Genomic DNA, 16,151 nt, shown 5'->3' on the forward strand with positions numbered 1-16,151 from the left:
TGGGATTCCCTTGGTGGCTCGGATGTGATTCAGGCTCTGCGACTGCAGGAGCCTGGGTTTGAGCGAGTTCTGTTTGAGTGAGGCACAGTTTGAGCGGCTTCGGCCGCTGCTTCCGGACAAGGAGCGGGGCGTTGCCCGTGTTGATGATCGTCGCGTGGTCAGCGGCATCATCCACGTCTTGAAGTCGGGCGGGCGATGGGTCGATGCGCCGGCCTGCTATGGGCCGAGGAAGACGCTCTACAACCGGTTCGTGCGCTGGGCGGCGAAGGGCGTGTGGCAGGAGCTGTTCATTGCGCTGGCAGCCGCAGGTGGGCCACCCGCCGAGGTTCTGATCGACAGCACCCACATGAAGGCGCACCGCTGCGCGAGCGGCGGAAAAGGGGGGCGCTCGTCCAGGCGATCGGGATCAGCCGCGGCGGCCGCAACAGCAAGCTCCACGCGCTCACCGACGGCGAAGGTCCGCCGCTCCGCTTCCTGCTGACCGGAGGTCAGGTCGCCGACTGCCGCGCGGCCGATGTGCTGCTCGATGACCCTGCGCCGCGCACCATCGTGCTCGCGGACAAGGCTTACGATAGCAATGCGATCCGCGACCTGATCGAGCGGCAGGGTGCCGTTCCAAACATCCCCTCCAAGGCCAACAGGCGCTGGAAAAGCTGCTTCTCCAAGACACTCTACAAGAACCGTAACGCCGTCGAGCGCATGTTCTGCCGCCTCAAGGATTATCGCCGCATCGCCACCCGCTACGACAAACTCGCCACCAACTTCCTGAGCGCCATCTACCTCGCCGCTGCCGTCACATGGTGGTTATGAGTCCCCACCCTAGTGAAAATATTCTCCATTGGGCCTGAACCATCTTGTATTTCTTCTTCTTTCATGCAGTCGGCAGTGATGTGCTCCCCAAAGTTCATCCACTAATAACTAGAGTCCAGAGTTGTCGTGGTGCCCGTCTAGGCGGTGTTGCGCCTGCCGCCTGCCGCCTATCCCGCTATGCGGCCGCACATGGTCGTAATCGTCGCGCCAGTTGTACAGCACCGACCGGGCATGGCTGAGCGACGCGAACAGCGTCTCGTTCAAGCACTCGTCGCGTAAGCGACCATTGAAGCTCTAGACGTTTTCTGCGGTCCTTCGACAAGCTGAGGAGAGCCTTGCCGAGCGCGATGTAATGCCATTCGACGCGTCGGTCCTGGGCCCACCGCAGAATCGCTAGGCTGGTCAGCTCTGTCCCGTTATCGCTCACGATCATCAACGACTTGCCGCGCACTGCGATGATCGCGTCAAGCTCTCGACCGACACGCGCACCTGACAGCGACGTATCCGCCACCAGCGTCAGGCACTCGCGCGTGAAGTCATCAACCACGGCAAGGATGGAGCATGCCCGACGCTCGCTGATCGCAAAGAGCTGCCGAACAGTAAGCGTGGCGTGAAGGCCGTGCCCCTGGTTGGGCAGAGGTGTCTCACCTCAGATATGATAGGCGAACTCGAAGAGCTTAAAAGCTTGCTCCTAAATGACTGGGATCCAATTGGCGTGACGGGTATTCCCGAGGCGGTCGATGAGTATGATTCATACGCGCTCCACTTTCACGGCATGCTGGCCGCTGGCACGACTGTTGAGGCAGTCGCCGAATATCTGAATTGGGTTGTGACGGTTCGAATGGAGCTAACCGGCAATCTCGCCCACGGCCACGAGATAGCGAAACGGCCATAGCCATTTACGTTCGCACCGACTGAATTGCCCGGAGCTAGGCGGCTTCGGCGATCATCTGCTGATCTGGCTGCCAGTCCAAGGCATGAGCTCGTCCCAGCGCGAGGTTGGCCAGTCGCTCGCGATCTTGGCGATGACATCGGCGATATAGGCTTGCGGCTCGATGCCGTTCAACTTGGCCATCTCGATAACGGAATAGATGGTGGCGGCGTGCTCGCCCCCGGCCTTTGATCCGGCTAACAGCCAGTTCTTGCGGCCGATCGCGATGGACCGGATCGCCCGCGGGCAATGTTGTTATCAATCTCGGCTGTGCCATCGTCAAGGAAGCGGGTGAGCGCCGTCCAGCGCTTGCGGCCATAGGCGAGTGCCTTGGCCATTGCGGACTTGGGCTACAGGCTGCGCAGCGCATCGTCGATCGCTGTGCGCAGGTCATCGATCAGCGGCTTGCTATGCTGTTGCCGGTGTTGGCAACGGACATCGGGCGGTTGTGCGCGAATATCGGCCTCGTGCCGGTATAGCGCTGCGATCTGCTCCAGCAGGTCGATGGTCAGCGACGTTGGGCTGGTGGCGTGGTTCTCGAAGATCTTGGGCCGGAATGCGCCCAGCAGGCGACCTCTCTCACCCGGCCATCCTCGTAGAGCTTATCGTAGCCGGCATAGGTCCACAGCCGCGCCGTGGCGGCCTTGCCCTTGCCCGGATCGAGCATCGGCACCGGTGTATCGTCGGCATGGAGCTTGCCGGCCTTGAGTCCTTCCTTGCGAATGCGAGCAACGATGGAATCGAGCAGTGCGGCAGCCTGTCCGGCCCAACCGGCTAGGGTCGAGCGGTCAATGTCGATGCCCTGTGCCGCCATCATCTCGGCCTGGCGGTAGAGCGGTAGATGATGATTGAACTTGTTCACCACCACATGCGCCAGCGTTGCGAAGCTCGCCTTGCCGCGCGCAATGGCCTTGGGCGGTGCCGGCGCCTGGACGATCTTCTCACAGGCCCTGCAGCTATACTTGGGGCGCACGGTGGGCACGACGCGCCATTGCACCGGCAGGACATCGAGCATCTCATCGCTGTCCTTGCCGAGTGGGCGCAACGCGCCGCCGCAGTCGGGACAGGTGCAGGTGCCGGCTGGCGGTTCGATCCGATGCTCCTCGCGCGGCAGATGCGCCGGCAAGGAGCGGATCGGTGTCGGCCGGTCGCCCCGGTCGACGGAGGGCTTGCGGACGTCGGCGCGCTCGGCATCCCCCTCCAGTTCTTCCAGCGCCGGTTCCAGCTGCTCGATCTGCAGGGAAAGCTTCTCAGACGACTGGCCAACGGCAATCTGCCGATTATCCGGCCAGTAATGGTGCTACCGTGCGTTCCGGCCGGCGCCAGTCAATGCCCTCCAGCAGCATCGACAACTGTGCCGCGCTGAGGGTCACCTTGCCCGTCTTCATCGCCGGCCAAACGAACTTGCCCCGGTCCATCCTCTTGGAGAACAGGCACAGGCCCTGACCGTCATACCAGAGCAGCTTGACCAGATCGCCGCGACGCCCCCGAAAGGCAACAGCGCGCCCGAATGCGGGCTCTGCTCGAGCACCTGCTGCGCCACACCGCCAGCCGGTCGAATCCCCTTGCGCATATCGGTTGCACCGCAGGCCAGAATATCCGGGTGGAGCCTGTGCCCGCAACGCCGGGGAGTGGCAGCGGGATCATCGCGTCAGAACGCCAAGCACGCGCGCCAAGGCGTCGGTATCCATCGCCGCGTCCACAGTCAGACGGACGCCTGAGGGTAACTCGATCCCAATCTGGCCACTTGGGAGTGCCGGTTCCGGTTAAGCCATTGTCGGCACCGGCGGCGCGGCCACTTCAACTTCGGCAAATGATGGCAGCGCCGGCGGTTGCACTCCGGTCAACTCGCCCGACATTGCTTCCCGACGCCATGTGTAGAGCTGACCGCTGCCACATCATGCCGCTCACACGCATCGCGAACCGACCCACTCGAACCGAAGGCATCGCAGGATCGCCAGCTTCTGCTCCACCGTCCAGCGCCGCCGGCCCGATACCCGGCCAACGACTTCGATCCGAGTGGTCATACGACCGCTGGTATGACTAACCGCTCCATCAGCCTCCTTGTCGTCCAACTTCGCCGCTCCCAAAGAGCGGCAATCAGCCTAGGACACGCGAAAAGTTCAAGGCGTCCTTCAAGCCACGCTTACGCCGAACATGCTCGACCACCTTGCGCTGAGCGGCAGGCTTCACCAGTTTTTTGAGGTTACTTCCTTCAGCACAGCATTATCGAGCATCGCGTCAGCCAGCAGTCGCTTCAGCCGGGAATTCTCGTCCTCCAGCACCTTGAGCTTGCGCGCCTGTGACACGTCCATGCCGCCATAGGCTGCCTTCCACTTGTAGAACGTCGCGCTGCTAACGCCGTGCTTGCGGCACACATCCGCTGTCGCCGTTCCGGCTTCCTGCTCCCGCAGAACCGCAACGATCTGCCCCTCGGTGTTTCACGTCGCACGCCTTCTCGAAGTGGACTCTCATCAAGCTGGAGGAGTTTCCGGGTAGTACGTCAGCCCGTGAGTCGATAGCGCCCTGTTATACGCACTAGAAATAAACTGAACGTCAGGCACCCGGAGGGGACAATCCGGCGCAAGTCAACGTGCGATAAACCAGCGATGCACATTTCGCTTCAAGCGGCGCGAGACCTCGGAATTTAGCAGGCGATCGCCTGCATTGACCTGGCGCGAACAGTAGCTATAGTCTGGATCATCCCAATTGAATCGGTGGGTGGTTTCCAAGTTCACCGGTTGTACTTAAAACTGCTAGATAAGCTTGGAGGGAGGAAGAGAAGGCGAGAGCTTATCTGATGATCTTCGGGAGCGTGTTGCAGCGTCGGTTGTAGATTGGCGATCAGTCCTTGAACCCGCCCGGCTGTTGGAATGACTGGAAGCGGAACGAGGTGAACACCAGTCAGGCAACGACGCGTGACGGCCTCTGACCATCTGTCACGAGTGATTATAGAATTCGAAAGCCTGTTCGATTTCATCGAAGCTATGGAGACGACCACGATCGAGCACGACGGCGCGGTCGCAATGCGCACGAATATAGCCTGCATCGTGCGATACAATTACGAGTGCGCGATCGGCGCGCTTTTCGAACAACTCGATCCGGCACTTTTCGTGAAAGCGCGAGTCGCCCACGGAGATCACCTCATCGATGAGGAAACAATCGAACTCGATGCTCATCGAAACGGCGAACCCCAGGCGCGCGCGCATCCCGGCGGAGTAATTTCTAATCGGCTCATGCAGATATTCGCCGAGATCGGAGAATTGCTGGATAAACGGAATTCGTTCCTCGATATCCACGCCGTAAATGCGGCAAATGAAGCGGATATTGTCGACGCCGGTCAGTGCGGACTGGAAACCTCCGGTATAAGCGAGCGGCCATGAGGCCGTCATGTTCCGCTCAACCCTGCCACTGGTCGGTTGTTCAGCACCGCTGATGATGCGGATCAAGGTCGACTTGCCCGCACCGTTGCGGCCAAGGATGCCAAGTTTTTCGCCGGGCGCAATCGCCAGGTTGATGTTGTCGAGAATCTGCCGCGGCCCACGTCGCGTCTGGTAAAATTTATCGACATCGTGGAGCGTGATCATTCGGGAATGACCTCTCGACTGACCTTCCGCAATTGCGCCAGCGCAATCAGGGTCATGCAGGCGCTGACGATCAGCGCGTACGACATGTCGTAATGCGCGTGGAACTTGCTTCCGAAAAAACCCTCTCGAATGTATTCGATACAATGAACCATCGGCAGATACAGCACGATCTCCTGCGCCTGCTTTGGGAGCATATCCACGAGGAATGCCGCGCCCGACAGTGGAAAGAGTAGGTAAGCGGAAGGGTGCCAGAATTTGTCGACAAGCTCGGACTGTTCCGACCAAGCGCCGAGCAATAATGCAGCTGACATACCGAACCACGCAAGCGCAAGCCAGCCCCCGATCACCTGCAGCAGATCTTCGGGTGGATTCAGCCAGCCGATCGTGATGAAGAAGATCCCTAATACGAAGAACGACGTTGTAGTACCAGCGACCTCAAGCAGGAGCCTAGCGATAAGAATATCTAGAACCTTCACCTGACGGTGATAAAGCAGTGACAAGTTCGGCTTGATCGCATCAATGCACCGCGCAGGCATGTTACGCCACAAAAGCACTGACGAATACCCGGTCAGCGCAAAGGCAACGATTGGCAGATCTAACCCATGCGTGGCTTTAGTAAGACTCCATAGGGCGGTCACGCCGAGCGTGAACAACATTGGCTCAACGAAAAGCCAGAGGAAACCGATGTTGTGCCGACCGTAACGGGTCAGCACTTCCCGCATGAAGAGCGCATGGATTACCCGACGCTGGACGGCCCATGCAGATGCATAGGACCCCCAGGATTGGCGATCAGCCGCCATGTCAGCCCTTGTGCTCACGCACACCCGCCAACAGCATCGACAGAATTCCCCACGCGATCAGACCCAATACGAAGGTCGCGAGAATTCCGCGCAGGCGGCGGGGTTCAAGTGCTTCGTCCGGCTTGCTCGGCTCGACGATGCGTTCCAGATATGCCTGCTTGCGACGTGCCTCATTGGACGCGTCCTGCAATGATGCCATCGCTCCGGCGAGCTGCTTATCTGCGAACTGGCTCTCCAGTTGTAGGCGCTGATACCTTGCGGTGGTCGAAGAGAGTGATTTGCTGCCACCCGCGACCAGCGAGAGTTGCTGTTCCATTTCGCGCTCCAAGCCCTTCACCTTCGTCGCGAGAACGTCGATCTGCGGGTTTTGTGGGGTAAACGACCGTAGCTGTAACAACTCGGAGCGTGCCCCAATAACTTCGTCCTGAAGCTTCGAGATCATCTGGATCTGGACGGTTGCCTGCTTTTCGGGATCGACGACGCCTTGGCTGTTGCGAAAAGCCGACAGGGCCGAGGCCGCCGAAGCGGCCCGTGCCTTTGCTTCTTCCACCTCGAAGGATGCGAAGCGTATTAGATCCTGCCGACCACGTACGTTCAAACGGTTGACCATCGCCTCCGCCATGCCGATCAACGCGGCGTTTATGCGATAAGCCTCCTCGGCAGAATAAGCGCGGACCTGCAGTGTCGTTATCGAGGCGTTCGTCTCATGCTCGATCGAAATCTTGTTGCGATAATATTTGTAAAGTTCTTCTGAGCTGGGATCACCACCAAACCCATTGAAACGATCGAACAGGGAAATTTCCGGAGCACCATAGGCCTTTTCAAACCGGCCACCCTTGTTCAAGGCGGCCAGTGCGTCACGCGACATTATAAAGCTTTCGGCCGCATATATTTCATCGCTTCCACTCGTGAAACCAGAAGATTTGAGCAGAACACCCAAGCCGGTCGAGGCGGGTTTGTCAGGACTGCGAACAACAAAGCGCGATTCCGATATATATACGTCCGAAGCAAATAGACCTAGATATATGGTCGCAATAATAGTCGGGATGATGACTATGATCAAAAACAATCGATCAACGTTCTTTATCCGGCTGAAAATAGTGTTCTGCATATAATTCCGTATTCTGCAACGATCATGAATGCCGCATTTTCTAAAGCGACCTATCCGAAAGTCCGGGCACCCGCAGTTCGTTGATTGTAAGAAGATCGTTACAAGCCGATTGTGCTGAGCGCAGCAATCGGGAAGACCGTCGACGAGATAACGCCGACAAACTTCTGGATGTCGGCGAGAGGTGCAGTGGACACGTAGACAACGTCTTTATCGCGAATCGGGAAACTCTGCGCGACGAAGAAGATTGATGGATCCTTGAGATTGACCCGGTAGATCACAGGCACCTTCCCGTCAGGCGTAAGGTGGGCACTTTCTCGCACCGTTGCATCAAGCGCCGCAGGTTCCTCAAGCCGAAAGATGAAGACGCCCTTCACGTCGGCGCGCGCATCTTGCAGGCCGGCGAACCGACCGAGCGCCTGCGCAAGCGTCAACCCCGCCCCCTCAAAGGGAATTTCATCATTTTTGGTCGTGGCGCCGAGCGCGGTAAAGCTGTACGGCTGATAAAGAGCCGTTATCACGTCGTCGGGCTGCATACGAATATTCTGCTGCGGATCTCGAATGATCGCACCCAAGGGCATAGATGCCACCTGCGGACCGCGCGTGACTTGGATCGACACCTTTCCGACTGGCTGGCGTACCCCACCAACCGTCGCCAACACGTCAAGAAGTCGCTCTCCCTTGGCGGTAACGGGTACACGTGCGCTGTTCGCAACATCGCCAACGACCGTGACGTTGGAACTGGCGTTGCTGATAACGCGCACAATGACCTGTGGCAAATGCGCCTTGCCGGCCAGACGGCCGACGATCTCTCGCTCGATCTGCGTCGAGGTGCGACCTGCCGCGACAATCGAGCCGGCAAACGGGATGTTGATCTGCCCGTCGCTGTCGACCACCTGTTCCGGCAGCGATGAAGCTCGTGCGAGCACCGTGGAACGGGTTGAGCGGCTCAGCTGAGCCTGCCCGCCTGCGGACCCAAACAAGGCTGCCGGCGGCGCTTCCCAAATCGCAATATCGAGGACGTCGCCGCGTCCTATGACCGAACCGGCCGCACGGCCGTCCCCTAGAGATTCGGAAAAAAGTGTGGCCCGTTGGCTCGCAATCACCCGGCGCGCAACGTCATCAGTTACATCAACGATTTTGATATCCGCATTCGCCAAGGTCGCACCGTCAGCCCGCGTCACCGCACGCGACGAGGGCCCCGTCCCGGGCAGCACCGCGCAGGCTGACAGGGAAAGAGCGCCGAGGAGGACAGGACCAAACTTGTAAATCACGCTGTTTCGTCGGGTGCGCCGAGAATTCGTCATCATATTCCTTCAGTCGACCCCATTTATCGCACAGTGCGGCCGATGGCCTTCTTAAATACACCGTTGTCAGCTGTAGTTTGCACCGACCGCCAACTTGGGCCCATAGCCTGATTTGCGTCAAATGTCATCAACCAAAGCGATCGTGTCCCACCAAGTCAGGCAAGGGAAAGGACGAGCTTCACGCCATGACGATCCCGGCCGACCAGACTGCACAGAACGTCGGTTCAAGATGTCTCTGTCTTCCGCGCGCCGAACACCTCGCGCCGGTAAGCGCCACTGCGACGATGCGGATGTTATGGCGGACTTTGAGGGTAGCTCAGACCATACCGTCAGGGAAGACGCCCAAGTAGTCAACGCCACTCATGTGCTGCGGGCGCAAGATCAAGGTGTGAGTTGACAGCGACGACGCACGCTTGCAGTGGCACACCTTCCGATAGAATATTGAGCATGATAGCGGATTGGAAACGCAGAGGACGGCGGATCTCTCGACTCAGTTACCGAATACCGGTCAAGCCTCGAACTCGTTTTTGAAAGAAACCCAGACCTGGCGATGCTTTGGTCTGTCGAAGAGGCTTCATGCCAAAGTACTAGCAGGTGAAGTCATGACCATGGAAAATTCTCGCTTAGTTGACGCCTCGGATGGTCAAGATATCCGCTGGTTCCATTCATTCGAACTTCCCGGGGGGCGGCATATCAAAGGGATCAAGCCGCTGGACGTCCAGCTTGCCGAAGCCGATTTGTTTTTTGCCGAAAGTCTCTCAGGCAAGACGGTTCTGGATATCGGCGCTTGGGACGGCTTTTTTTCGTTCGAAGCAGAACGACGTGGTGCCGCACGCGTGTTGGCGACCGATCATTTCTGCTGGTCAGGCCCCGGCTGGGGGACACGCGATGGCTTCAACTTCATGCATCGTCAGCTCGACTCCCAGGTCGAAAGCCTGGACGTCGACGTGCTTGCGCTCGATCCTAACGTGTTGGGACAGTTCGACATCGTGCTATTCTTGGGGGTGCTTTACCACGTCAAGGATCCGTATAGCTGCCTCGAAGCGGCAGCTGCAATGTGCTCGGATCACCTCATTATCGAGACCGTGACAGCATTGCCGCTTGAGAGCCTGCCCGCAATGCGGCTTTACAAGCCCGGCGAACTCGGCGGCGATCCAACCAATTTCTGGGCACCGAACGTTCCGGCGCTCGAAGTGATGCTGGAAAGTTTTGGCTTCTCGAAGGTAAAGGCGATGCCATCACCGGTATCGCTCGGACACCCCCTCAAACAAGGCCGTGGCCTGCAACTGCGATCAAAGGCTAGCCAGGCCGCGACCCACCGCACAATCATTCACGCTTGGCGGTAACGAGGTCGTGTCCCAGCAAACCTAGTATCGTGTCGGCGGTTTCCCGCCATTGTGGAAGAGGTGCTGGCGAAGCCGATGTTCGCAGTGCGGTACTGTCGTGCAGCGTCTCCGCGATCGCATCGGCCAACTGGCCGGGACCGGCGTCCGCAGGAAAATAGCGCAGACCGTGTCGGGCATGAACGCGAAAGGCTGGAATATCCCGGGCTAAAACCGGGCAAGAGCGTGCAACCGCTTCCAAAACCGGCAGACCGAATCCCTCACCATAGGACGCAGCAACGAGGGCACTCGCGCACTCATACAATATCGCCAGGCCCGCATCGTCCAAGGTCGGTAACCAATGCAACCGACGGCCAAAATCGGGATGATTTAAGATGCGTCGCCGCAGAGCTTCGGTTTTCCACCCGCTACGGCCGACGATAACCAGCGTCGCATCGGAACCCCGTTCCCACAACAATTCGAACGCGTCTATAAGCAGGCCATACCCCTTGCGCGGTTCTAGGGTGCCGACTGCTAATACCACTTCCTTGGCACTGATCACGGTAGCCAGATCCGCTTCCTGCACAGGCGGCTTCCCGGCAGACAGACTGTCGAAACCCATCGGTATGACCTCAATGGCGACCTCGTCGCGCATCGCGAACCTTTGCGCCAGCACTGTGCGCAATTCGTCTGCGACGTGTGGCGAAATGCAGATATATCCCTCCGCCAGCCTCGCTGTGGCAACCAGCCACCAGCGGAAGCGTACGGCTACCTTGGCCGAGAAATACTGCGGGCTCTGCAGCGGTAACAAGTCGTAAATGACGAACCAGAAGCGCGTGCCGGACCGCTTGTATCGAAGAAATTGTTTCGCGTTTCGGCGAACCGCGTCGAACGACAGGTCCAGCCCTAGAAAGATGTCGCCCGGCCGCGGATTCATTATCACGTCTGGCGTTACCTCGGCGGCTGGCCATGCCGTATGACGGAAGGCGCCACGCTCATACCGCACCGCCTGAATGTCCGCGCCGCGTGACCGGGATCGCATCTGGGTCACGGTCGATCGCACGACGCGCTGAATGCCAGAGCGCGCATCGTGGCGCGCGATGGTTGTAAGATCGACCAGAAGACGACCTGACGGCTTGGCCGGTGGCGAAACGACCGGATCGACGCGGCGGGCCGATTCGATGCGCCGCCGTTCCAGCCAACGCGGCGACAGAACCGGCAGCAGAAAACGTACCATCGACCAGATCATGTCGTCCCTGCCGCTGCATTCTTTTCCACATCACCTCCTTGGCGATGCGCCAGGGTGCTCCAGTAAAGCGACTGCTTATAGAATTCGAACGCTTTTTCCGCGTTACTGTACTCATCAATCACCACCCAAGCCCGCGCCATGACCCAATCGCAACGCCCGCGTACGGGATTGTTGCTGCGCCGTTTGGTACGTTGCTGCGGCGGGAATTTCGTATAGGCGGTCACGCCCCGCGGCCCGTGACGGGAAAGATCGACTGCACGTCTGCCGGATTGACCTTCTGGTGCCGGGGAACGGCCCAGCATATGCGCCGGGCGCTAATGGCCTGCCGGGACTGCGCCGACAAGCCATAGCTCCTCTCGGCCAAACGCAGCCTAAGCGGACCCCTACAGTCATGACGCGGTCGATCTCGTTCACCGCAATGCCAGGCTTTGTGCGAGAGAAAGGTTCGGGCACTGCGGGCCGGCCATCCGGCCAGCAATCTCGAACTAGCGGCCAGCGCTCTCGCGATTACGTCGTATTTGTTCAAATCCCGAGCTGAACTCGGGCCAATGTAGTGCTAGGCGATCAAGTCATTACATAAACGGTACACGTCGACGGTTTGCTCGATACACCGTGCCCAGCTATAGTGCGCGCCCACCGCCAGTCCGGCTCGCATGGCGCCGTCGCGCCAGATGTCATCATTCAAAGCTCGCTCGATGCCGGCGCTGAGGCGATCGACGTCGTCCGGGTCGATCATCATTGCGGCGCCGCGTGTGACCTCGGGCAGGCACGACCGATTGGACACGATCGTCGGGATGCCGCAAGCCATCGCTTCGATTGGCGGAAGGCCAAAGCCCTCATAGATCGATGGGTAAAGGAAAAGGCGCGCACCAGCATAAATCGCCGGGAGATCCGCGTCATCGACGAACCCCAGCATGAGCAACCGGCCCTTGCGCTGTTCATCCTCGATCAGCGCATGCAATCGGTCATTCGCCCATCCCTTTGCCCCAACCAGCACAAGCGGGATATCATGGCCGGTCCGGTCGCAATAGTGCGCATGGGCGAGTATTGCTGCCTCGATTCGCTTGCGCGGCTCGAAGGTAGCGACCGACAGGATGTAATCGCCGACTGGACGCCCGAAAAGACGCAGCAGATCTCGATCCAGCATTGCTCTGGCTTGCGGCCGAAAGCGTTCGGAAACCCCCAAATGTACCGTGCTCACCTTTGCGGCCGGATAGGAAAGATGCGTGATGAGATCGCGCCGAGTAGCCTCGGAATCGGTGATGACATGGGTAGCGCGATCTAGCGAGCGTTCGAAGTTCTTCTCGAAATCGCGGATACGTTCGGAAGGGTGGGTTTCGGGATGCAGATAGATCGAGAGGTCATGAACTGTGATCACGCCTTTTTCTGCCTGCACAGGAAGGAAATAATTGGTCCCGTGCATCAGGCGCTCTTCGAACCCTTGGCGCGCGCGTCGCCGCCGTATTAAACGGGGGATCAATGACCCGGCGCGTCGACGCGCCTTGCCTGTGAGCAGCCCGCTTGGGTCGGTATGCCAATGATCCATCAGGAAATACGTTAGATCGTCGATCCCAGGGTGACCCGCGAGACCCTGACACAATTGCCAGGTATAGCGCCCGATACCCGTGAGATTTGGCGAAAGAGGATCGACCGTTATACCAAGTCGCATGCCTATGACCCAATCATCCACCGCAGCATGGCTTCGAGGGGGGCATGGTAACCAAGCCGATCAAGCGTTCCAATTTCTTATGAGATTTCTGCAATAGTTAGACTTTTAATTGGCTAGAACGAATGTGTGGTTGATCTCTATCTCCTAAGTGGGAATCCGACAAGCCATTGCGATGACCGCGCGCTTTGGGAGCGGCCTTGCGGGCGAAGACGAGGGCGTTCAACATAACAGTACGTCCCGGATCGTGGCCTAATTCAAGAAGATATTGGAGACGGGCTACCTATCTGTTTTGATCGCGGTTTTCGAGGGCAGGGCTACGGCGGCGTTCTGCGACAACGGCTTGACGCCCATCGTGGACGCCTCGAGCTGGATAACCTCAAGCTGATACATACCGAACTCTCTGGTTATTGGAGCGCAACGTCACTATCGACGCGATGCCACATCATTAAGGGACGAAAATATGTCAAAGACCGCCATCGTTACGGGAATCAGCGGCCAGGATGGTGCATATCTGGCAGAAAACCTGTTGAGCAGCGGCTATACCGTCTACGGTACATATCGGCGGACCAGTTCAGTTAATTTCTGGCGGATAGACGAGCTCGGAATCACCAACCATCCTCGGCTCAAGCTCGTGGAATACGATCTCACAGACATGGGTTCGGCGATCAGACTGATCGAAACGTCCGAGGCGACCGAAGTCTATAACCTCGCAGCGCAGAGCTTTGTGGGTGTCTCGTTTGACCAACCGATTGCCACAGGTCAGATTACCGGGCTGGGAGCCGCCTATCTTCTGGAGGCGATCCGCACCGTCAATCGCGACATCCGCTTTTACCAAGCTTCAACGTCCGAAATGTTCGGCAAGGTCCAAGCGATCCCGCAGACGGAGGATACTCCTTTCTATCCGCGCAGCCCATATGGCGTGGCGAAGCTTTATGCGCATTGGCTGACCGTCAATTATCGCGAAAGTTTCGATATTTTCGGAACCAGCGGCATTTTGTTCAATCATGAATCCCCGCTGCGTGGCCGTGAGTTCGTTACGCGCAAGATTACCGACACTGTAGCTAAGATAGCGCAGGGCAAGGCCCAACTTCTCGAACTCGGCAATCTCGATGCCAAGCGCGACTGGGGCTATGCCAAGGACTATGTCGAAGGCATGCGGCTGATGCTCCAGCACGACGTCCCAGGCACCTACGTCCTGGCGACTAACCGCACCGAGCCGGTCCGCCGCTTCGTCGAACTCGCCTTTGCCCATGTCGGGATCGAGCTCGATTGGTCGGGCAAGGAAGAAAACGAGAAAGGAATCGACCGTAAAAGCGGCAAGACACTCGTGCGCGTCAATCCCGTCTTTTACCGCCCGGCGGAGGTCGACCTGTTGATTGGGGACGCTGGAAAGGCCGAACGCGAGCTGGGCTGGACACCAAAAGTCAAGCTAGAGGAGCTCGCACAGCTGATGATGGAAGCTGACATGCGCCGCAACACTGCGGGGTGGTCGTTTTAAGGTGCGTTTGACGTGCGCCCCTAAACGTTACCGGCCAGGCGCAGCGTGGTGCTCCTTCATGATAAATCGTTGGACTGATGCCAGCATGGTTTAGGGCATGCCCAACCATGCTGGCCGGCGATCCCGGCGGGGCTTCTCGCCCGGTTTCGACTGCGGTCTGACGTAATTGTACCTGTGACGCTAGTCTCGAGTACGAAGCGGGCCTAGGGCCCCGAGGTGGAAGCGCCTCGTTGGGGCATCCTTGCTGGAGGCCTTTCCGCAAACCCGTTCTGCATGGCTTGCCTGGAGCGATGAATGCCATTCAACACGCCGTTCCTGCGACGAGCGCAAGATAGCCGACCAGCTCAGCGCCGTGCCGTTGATCCCTATATGCGGCTCGCCGCGCAGGCCATTCTCACTGAATTGACGCGAAGAGAATATCAACCGGCGTCTTAGCAACGATTTATCCGAAGCGCGCGCTTGAGGATAGATCAGCTTGAGCTGTTCCGATATTTTTTCAAACTCTTCCAAGTGCCTAACGCGCATAATCACTGTCTCTGGCGAAAAATAGGCGCATTGCCGACCGGATCACCGCCCAGGATTTCATTCCACCAATGCAGGAAGCCTTGCATGACATGCGCGCGCCATTTGTCTACCTGACGACCATCCGCACCCAGCCGGTCTGCAAGATCATGCGCTTCGGGAAAGCGCTCCAGAATGAATAGCGCCGCGAACTTGGTCCAGGAAACGTTCAAATTGACCACAATGATCGAATCCCCGATCCAATAGGCATCTTCCTCCATCATGTAGTTGACGACGTAATAAGTTGTCGGGATCGCGGTTCGCATCGATGAAAATTCGCGTCCGGCTGTGTCCTGAGAATAGGCTCGGATCGCATGATCGCGACGCAAAATGAGGGTGTAAATCGCTGTAAAAAGATTTTCGTTATTCATCCAGAAACCTGACCGTGCTAATTTGATCAGGAAAAGGCGAGGCAATTGGGGAAAATTATTCTAAAAATAGAGAGATCGCGCATTTTTTTTGGGTCATTTTCAGACGTGTAATCATAGTTATGATAAATTATAGATACGTCAGGATATTTTTTGTAATACTGATTAATTTGGAAAATGCACGATTATAAATGAGGTCGTCGTCGCCCAATATCCAGATATATTCTCCTCGTGCCTCGTGAGCCGTTACCATCAGGTTGCCAAGCATACCAACGTTGCGAATATTTCGAACGTATCGAAAATTGCGATGACCTAGAAACGGCTCGATCACATTTGGGTATGATCAGTAGAGGCGTTATCGACCACCAACACCTCTACATCCGTCAATTCTCCATCGATCTGGGAAAAGATATTTTGCAAATTGAGGCTGAGCCAACGAGCCCGGTTGTACGTGCTTATGCACAGTGAAAGCAGCGGACTGCTCTTCAACTGTGGCAACTCCTCATATACGTTTTCCGGTGACCCCGTCAAAGTTACCAGGTTTTCCGACAACCGTTCCGACGCTATATCCGCGATGATATCCCGCGCGTACTCTTCCCACGTCGACATCGGTCAGCCACGCGCAATCCGAAATCGCCTTCACCCGAATAGCGACTTCCTCGGCAAGCGTCGGCCAGGCTGACGATGCTTTACCTACGAGCCTCAGAGATAGTCGCTTCGTAGAAACCTTTGATGCGCGCTGGAAGACTTCCAGTAGCGCAAGATGGTTCTTGCGAGGCTCGATCGATCCAACCGACACGATCTGGATCTCCGCCGATTGAGCCCGTTTGATAGAGTTATCCCGTTGATAGCCGTTTAGTTCGCAGGCCAGCGCTATCGTTTTAAAACGATGATCAAAACTACTCGTCTTGTCAGGCAAAGAAAGAAAGAAGTTTTGAAGA

17 protein-coding genes and 4 pseudogenes are annotated in these 16,151 nt (G+C 57.7%); 4 read left to right on the forward strand and 17 right to left on the reverse strand.

Annotated features, from left to right (window positions below):
• The first annotated feature begins 58 nt into the window (after window positions 1-58).
• Window positions 59-810, forward strand: a protein-coding gene (locus tag M2334_RS03015) for an IS5 family transposase (protein ID WP_413716427.1) whose coding sequence is annotated in 2 segments (ribosomal slippage) — window positions 59-391 and window positions 394-810 — 750 coding nt in all. Because the reading frame shifts where the segments join, the coding sequence is not laid out codon by codon here.
• Window positions 811-918: 108 nt separating this feature from the next.
• On the opposite strand, the pseudogene M2334_RS03020 reads toward M2334_RS03015, so the two are convergent.
• Window positions 919-1,390, reverse strand: a pseudogene (locus M2334_RS03020) (integrase core domain-containing protein); the annotation flags it as partial.
• A 75-nt stretch (window positions 1,391-1,465) separates the two neighbouring features.
• Here M2334_RS03020 and M2334_RS03025 point away from each other — a divergent pair.
• On the forward strand, window positions 1,466-1,705 hold the full coding sequence (locus M2334_RS03025; protein ID WP_264604749.1) for a hypothetical protein: 240 nt from the start codon (window positions 1,466-1,468) through the stop codon (window positions 1,703-1,705).
• 51 nt (window positions 1,706-1,756) lie between these two features.
• Here the strand turns inward: M2334_RS03025 and M2334_RS16660 are convergent, their stop codons facing one another.
• The 9 genes and pseudogenes from M2334_RS16660 to M2334_RS03060 all read right to left on the reverse strand — a co-directional run bounded on the left by M2334_RS16660 (window position 1,757) and on the right by M2334_RS03060 (window position 8,546).
• The gene (locus tag M2334_RS16660) at window positions 1,757-1,885 is read right to left on the reverse strand and encodes a transposase domain-containing protein (RefSeq protein WP_319801185.1); all 129 of its coding nucleotides are present in this window, start codon (window positions 1,883-1,885) and stop codon (window positions 1,757-1,759) included.
• Window positions 1,886-1,938: 53 nt separating this feature from the next.
• Window positions 1,939-2,310: pseudogene (locus M2334_RS16665) on the reverse strand (IS66 family transposase).
• A complete protein-coding gene (locus M2334_RS16670) occupies window positions 2,250-3,014 on the reverse strand; it encodes an IS66 family transposase (RefSeq protein WP_319801206.1) in 765 nt (254 codons plus the stop codon). Before M2334_RS16670 ends, M2334_RS16665 begins: the two are co-directional and overlap by 61 nt.
• Window positions 3,015-3,021: 7 nt before the next feature.
• Window positions 3,022-3,388: pseudogene (gene tnpB / locus M2334_RS03035) on the reverse strand (IS66 family insertion sequence element accessory protein TnpB).
• Between the two features lie 483 nt (window positions 3,389-3,871).
• A pseudogene (locus M2334_RS03040) lies at window positions 3,872-4,167 on the reverse strand (transposase); the annotation flags it as partial.
• Between the two features lie 513 nt (window positions 4,168-4,680).
• Window positions 4,681-5,328, reverse strand: coding sequence for an ABC transporter ATP-binding protein (locus tag M2334_RS03045; RefSeq protein WP_264593819.1), 648 nt, complete (start codon window positions 5,326-5,328; stop codon window positions 4,681-4,683).
• Complete coding sequence (locus tag M2334_RS03050) at window positions 5,325-6,128, reverse strand: ABC transporter permease (protein ID WP_264593820.1); 804 nt, start codon at window positions 6,126-6,128, stop codon at window positions 5,325-5,327. Before M2334_RS03050 ends, M2334_RS03045 begins: the two co-directional genes overlap by 4 nt.
• A gap of 1 nt (window position 6,129) precedes the next feature.
• Window positions 6,130-7,239 carry a hypothetical protein gene (locus M2334_RS03055; protein WP_264593821.1) on the reverse strand — a complete coding sequence of 370 codons (1,110 nt, stop codon included), beginning with the start codon at window positions 7,237-7,239 and terminating at the stop codon, window positions 6,130-6,132.
• Between the two features lie 98 nt (window positions 7,240-7,337).
• Window positions 7,338-8,546, reverse strand: coding sequence for a polysaccharide biosynthesis/export family protein (locus M2334_RS03060; RefSeq protein ID WP_264593822.1), 1,209 nt, complete (start codon window positions 8,544-8,546; stop codon window positions 7,338-7,340).
• 455 nt (window positions 8,547-9,001) lie between these two features.
• On the opposite strand from M2334_RS03060, the gene M2334_RS03065 reads away from it, so the two are divergent.
• Window positions 9,002-9,889 carry a class I SAM-dependent methyltransferase gene (locus M2334_RS03065; protein ID WP_264593823.1) on the forward strand — a complete coding sequence of 296 codons (888 nt, stop codon included), beginning with the start codon at window positions 9,002-9,004 and terminating at the stop codon, window positions 9,887-9,889.
• Here the strand turns inward: M2334_RS03065 and M2334_RS03070 are convergent.
• From M2334_RS03070 to M2334_RS03085, 3 genes are all read right to left on the reverse strand, one after another.
• Window positions 9,870-11,114, reverse strand: coding sequence for a glycosyltransferase family 4 protein (locus tag M2334_RS03070; RefSeq protein WP_264604750.1), 1,245 nt, complete (start codon window positions 11,112-11,114; stop codon window positions 9,870-9,872). The two genes, M2334_RS03065 and M2334_RS03070, sit on opposite strands and share 20 nt — an antisense overlap.
• Window positions 11,111-11,338 (reverse strand): hypothetical protein, encoded by a 228-nt coding sequence (locus M2334_RS03075; protein ID WP_264593825.1) that lies wholly within the window; start codon window positions 11,336-11,338, stop codon window positions 11,111-11,113. Before M2334_RS03075 ends, M2334_RS03070 begins: the two co-directional genes overlap by 4 nt.
• Before the next feature lie 332 nt (window positions 11,339-11,670).
• A complete protein-coding gene (locus M2334_RS03085) occupies window positions 11,671-12,660 on the reverse strand; it encodes a glycosyltransferase family 4 protein (RefSeq protein ID WP_264604751.1) in 990 nt (329 codons plus the stop codon).
• Between the two features lie 583 nt (window positions 12,661-13,243).
• On the opposite strand from M2334_RS03085, the gene gmd reads away from it, so the two are divergent.
• Complete coding sequence (gmd, locus tag M2334_RS03090) at window positions 13,244-14,281, forward strand: GDP-mannose 4,6-dehydratase (RefSeq protein ID WP_264593827.1); 1,038 nt, start codon at window positions 13,244-13,246, stop codon at window positions 14,279-14,281.
• A 527-nt stretch (window positions 14,282-14,808) separates the two neighbouring features.
• Here the strand turns inward: gmd and M2334_RS03095 are convergent.
• The 4 genes from M2334_RS03095 to M2334_RS03100 all read right to left on the reverse strand — a co-directional run bounded on the left by M2334_RS03095 (window position 14,809) and on the right by M2334_RS03100 (window position 16,129).
• The gene (locus tag M2334_RS03095; protein ID WP_264593828.1) at window positions 14,809-15,213 is read right to left on the reverse strand and encodes a hypothetical protein; all 405 of its coding nucleotides are present in this window, start codon (window positions 15,211-15,213) and stop codon (window positions 14,809-14,811) included.
• A gap of 127 nt (window positions 15,214-15,340) precedes the next feature.
• Window positions 15,341-15,541 carry a glycosyltransferase gene (locus tag M2334_RS16705; RefSeq protein WP_413716100.1) on the reverse strand — a complete coding sequence of 67 codons (201 nt, stop codon included), beginning with the start codon at window positions 15,539-15,541 and terminating at the stop codon, window positions 15,341-15,343.
• Window positions 15,538-15,819, reverse strand: coding sequence for a glycosyltransferase (locus M2334_RS16710; RefSeq protein ID WP_413716101.1), 282 nt, complete (start codon window positions 15,817-15,819; stop codon window positions 15,538-15,540). The genes M2334_RS16705 and M2334_RS16710 overlap by 4 nt, the downstream gene beginning before the upstream one ends.
• Entirely contained in the window at window positions 15,713-16,129 is a 417-nt protein-coding gene (locus M2334_RS03100) for a hypothetical protein (protein ID WP_264593829.1), read from the reverse strand. Before M2334_RS03100 ends, M2334_RS16710 begins: the two co-directional genes overlap by 107 nt.
• Between the last annotated feature and the right edge of the window lie 22 nt (window positions 16,130-16,151).

The sequence above is a fragment of the Sphingobium sp. B11D3D genome, assembly GCF_025961755.1.
Taxonomy (GTDB): domain Bacteria; phylum Pseudomonadota; class Alphaproteobacteria; order Sphingomonadales; family Sphingomonadaceae; genus Sphingobium.